Genomic DNA, 3,084 nt, shown 5'->3' on the forward strand with positions numbered 1-3,084 from the left:
CCTGTGCGGGGCCCCGGCCGGCGAGCGCTGGTCGTCAGGCGCCCAGGTGGTGGAACTTGGTCCACTCCGTCTCGCCCTCCATCTCGCAGTTGTCGACGTACAGGGGGCCGATCTCGGCCGGAACGCCGGCGAAGGAGGAGCAGTTGGACGCGAAGGCCGTGTGGCCGCCGGAGAAGTAGTCGATGTCGACACCGTCGTCGGCCAGGGCCGCACCGGCGCCGCCCAGCAGGATGCCGGCAGCCAGGACAGACGCCGTCAGGGCAGAGCGAATACGCATGACACTCTCCTAAGATCTCGATCGACGCGCCCGGACAGTCGGCACGCGACCGGCTCAACATCACGGAGAGTTCACGGGAAACGGTGTTTCACCCCAATGGCGGTCACTCTCTGTAACTCGGGCGGGGTGCGTCAGGAACGCGCGGTGACCCCGGCGGGAAAGACGCCCCAGCTCGCGGCGGCGACGGCCAGCTCGGGGCCGGCCGTCACCTTGGAGTCCCGGACATGGACGACGTCGGCGCAGGCGGCGACCTCGACGCAGTCATCGCCGTCGCCACTGCTGTAACTGCTCTTGAACCACCGCAGCTCGGAGCTGTTCACAGGGATCCTCGCAATCGCATCAACAGGGCCCTGCTGTCCGCAGGATTGAGAGTCTGGATGCGAAGTTCGGCATACCGCAGGTGGAGGAGACTGAGGTCTTTAGGGTGGGACAGCACGCGACCGGACTGCTGCCCCTCGATGTAACCCATCCACTCGTTGTCCTGGGTTTCGAGGAGGCGAAAGGGGCCGCCGAGACCCGCGTGTCCGGGGCTGATCAGCGGCATGATCTGCAGATCCACGGTGGGGAGTTGCCCGCACTTCAGCAAGTGGTCGATCAGCTGCCGGGTCACCTCCGGTCCGCCGGTCTGCCTCAGGATCACGGCCTCGTCGATGATGAAGCTGAAGACCGTGTACGGGGTGCGGTGCTGGAGAGACCCCGGTCCCGCGCACGGTGTCCCCGTCCCCGCGCGACGCACCCGGCGGCCGGTCAGAGGTACTGGGCGAACTCGTCCAGGGTGCGGAGGATTTCCGGCCTCGCGGCCGAAGGCAGCTGCAGGACGACCTCCTCGATGCCGAGGTCGGCGTAGCGGCTCATCTTGCCGGGAGTGGGCTGGACCGCGTACGGGACCACCTGGAGGGACTTCGGGTCGCGGCCGGCCGTCTCCCAGATCTGGCGCAGCACCGGGAGGGACCGGGTGAGGCCGCCACCGCCGATGGGGAGCCAGCCGTCGGCGTGGTCGGCGATCGCGGCGAAGAGCTTGGGGCCGGCCGCGCCGCCGATCAGGGTGCGCGGGCCGTACAGGGGGGCGCCGGGGGCGAGTTCGCGCGGGGCCTGGACCGGCTTCGGGTAGGCGGTGCTGGCCTGCACGGAGCAGTACTGGCCGACGTACGCGGTGGGCTCGGGGGACCACAGGGCGCGCATCAGGGCCATCCGGTCGCGGACCAGGTCGCGGCGGGTGCGCCACTCGACGCCGTGGTCGGCGGCCTCCTCGACGTTCCAGCCGTAGCCGATGCCGAGAGTGAACCGGCCGTGTGAGAGGTGGTCCAGGGTGGCGACCTGCTTGGCGAGATCGATCGGGTCGTGCTGGGCGACCAGGGTGATGCCGGTGCCGAGGCGGAGCCGCTCGGTGACGGCGGCGGCCTGGCCGAGCGCGACGAAGGGGTCGAGGGTGCGCCCGTACATCTCGGGGAGTTCACCGCCCATGGGAGCGGCCGTCTCGCGGCTCACCGGGATGTGGGTGTGTTCCGGGAGGTAGAGGCCGGAGAAGCCGCGCTCTTCGAGGCTGTGGGCCAGCCGGACGGGGGAGATGGTGCGGTCGGTGAGGAAGATGGTCGTGGCGATCCGCATGTGCTCTGGCACCTCCGAGACGTGGGACCCGCCACGGTACGGGCTGGCTCCTCGAATGTTGAGGGGGCGTCAGGTGTCGGGGTCGCGGTTCAGCCGCGCGGGTAGCGGGCCAGCCAGCCGGGGGAGGCGGCGGTGGGACTGTGCAGACTCGGCCCCTGGGTCATCTCCAAGGCGAAGTCGTCGGCGAGTTCCAGCAGCGCGGCGCGGCCTTCGAGCTCGGCGAGCCAGGCGGCCGGCAGGGCCGTCTCGCCGTGCAGGGCGCCGAGCAGGGCCCCGCACAGGGCGCCGGCGGCGATGGAGTCGCCGCCGTGGTTGACGGCGAGGCGCAGGCCCTGCGGGACGTCCTCGGCGACCAGGGCGCAGTAGACGGCGGCGGCGAGGGCGTCGGTGGCGTCGGATCCGTCCGCCTCGTCGGGGGCGAGGGCTTCGACGGCCTCGGGGCCGGGTGAGCCCTGGGTGACGGCGGCCAGGGCCCGCTGGAGGGCGTCCGTGACGGCCTGGTGGCCGGGCCGGGCGCCCAGCAGGCCCAGGGCGCGCTGGACGGCCGAGTCGAGGGAGTCGCCGCGGACCAGGCCGTGGACGATGACGGCGACGGCTCCGGCCGACAGGTGGGCGGTGGGGTGGCCGTGGCTCTGCGCGGCGCATTCGACGGACAGCTGGAGGACGAGGGCGGGCTCCCAGCCGACCAGCAGCCCGAAGGGCGCCGAGCGGGTGGCGGCGGCCGCGTCGCGTGCGGTGGGGTTCTTCGGCCGGTCGAGGGTGCCGAGGACGTCGTCGGCGAAGCCGGACAGGCAGGCGCGGTGCGGGGCGCGGCGGGCGTAGAGCCATTCCTCCCGCGCGAGCCAGCCGTTGTCCTTGCGGCGCTCGTCGGGGCCCCAGTCGTGCTGGGTGGCGGCCCAGCGCAAGTACGCGTGGTGGAGGTCGGTGGGCGGGTGCCAGGCGCCGGTGTCGCGGCGTACGTGGGCCCGTATCAGCCCGTCCACGGTGAAAAGGGTGAGCTGGGTGGCGGCGGTGACCCGGCCGCGGCGCCCGAGCGCGGGGGCCGGACCGGTCAGGCCGTCCGGGCCGTGGGCCTCGCGGAGGGCGCCGAGGGAGAGGCCGGCGGCGGGCGCGCCGAGGGCGTCGCCCAGGGCGGAGCCGAGGAGGGTGCCCCGGACACGGCTGCGGAAGTCCTGCTGCTCGGCGCGGCGCCAGAGGCC

The 3,084-nt window shown here is 72.8% G+C and carries 5 protein-coding genes; all 5 read right to left on the bottom strand.

Annotated features, from left to right (window positions below; translation table 11 throughout):
- Window positions 1–34: 34 nt before the first annotated feature.
- Window positions 35–277 carry a hypothetical protein gene (locus ACWGIU_RS34010; RefSeq protein WP_453711959.1) on the bottom strand — a complete coding sequence of 81 codons (243 nt, stop codon included), beginning with the start codon at window positions 275–277 and terminating at the stop codon, window positions 35–37.
- A gap of 131 nt (window positions 278–408) precedes the next feature.
- Window positions 409–597, bottom strand: a complete 189-nt coding sequence (locus ACWGIU_RS34015; protein WP_453711960.1) for a DUF397 domain-containing protein — start codon at window positions 595–597, stop codon at window positions 409–411.
- On the bottom strand, window positions 594–1,013 hold the full coding sequence (locus tag ACWGIU_RS34020; protein WP_453711961.1) for a Scr1 family TA system antitoxin-like transcriptional regulator: 420 nt from the start codon (window positions 1,011–1,013) through the stop codon (window positions 594–596). Before ACWGIU_RS34020 ends, ACWGIU_RS34015 begins: the two co-directional genes overlap by 4 nt.
- 11 nt (window positions 1,014–1,024) lie before the next feature.
- Window positions 1,025–1,885 (bottom strand): TIGR03619 family F420-dependent LLM class oxidoreductase, encoded by an 861-nt coding sequence (locus ACWGIU_RS34025; RefSeq protein ID WP_453711962.1) that lies wholly within the window; start codon window positions 1,883–1,885, stop codon window positions 1,025–1,027.
- 89 nt (window positions 1,886–1,974) lie between these two features.
- On the bottom strand, window positions 1,975–3,084 hold a 1,110-nt coding region (locus tag ACWGIU_RS34030), incomplete at its 5' end, for an ADP-ribosylglycohydrolase family protein (RefSeq protein ID WP_453711963.1).

The organism is Streptomyces sp. NPDC054840 (assembly GCF_053611065.1).

Bases quoted from the DNA above. Each gene is read 5' to 3' on its own strand.
- ACWGIU_RS34025 (WP_453711962.1), bottom strand. From the start codon at position 1,885: ATGCGGATCGCCACGACCATCTTCCTCACCGACCGCACCATCTCCCCC.
- ACWGIU_RS34010 (WP_453711959.1), bottom strand. From the start codon at position 277: ATGCGTATTCGCTCTGCCCTGACGGCGTCTGTCCTGGCTGCCGGCATC.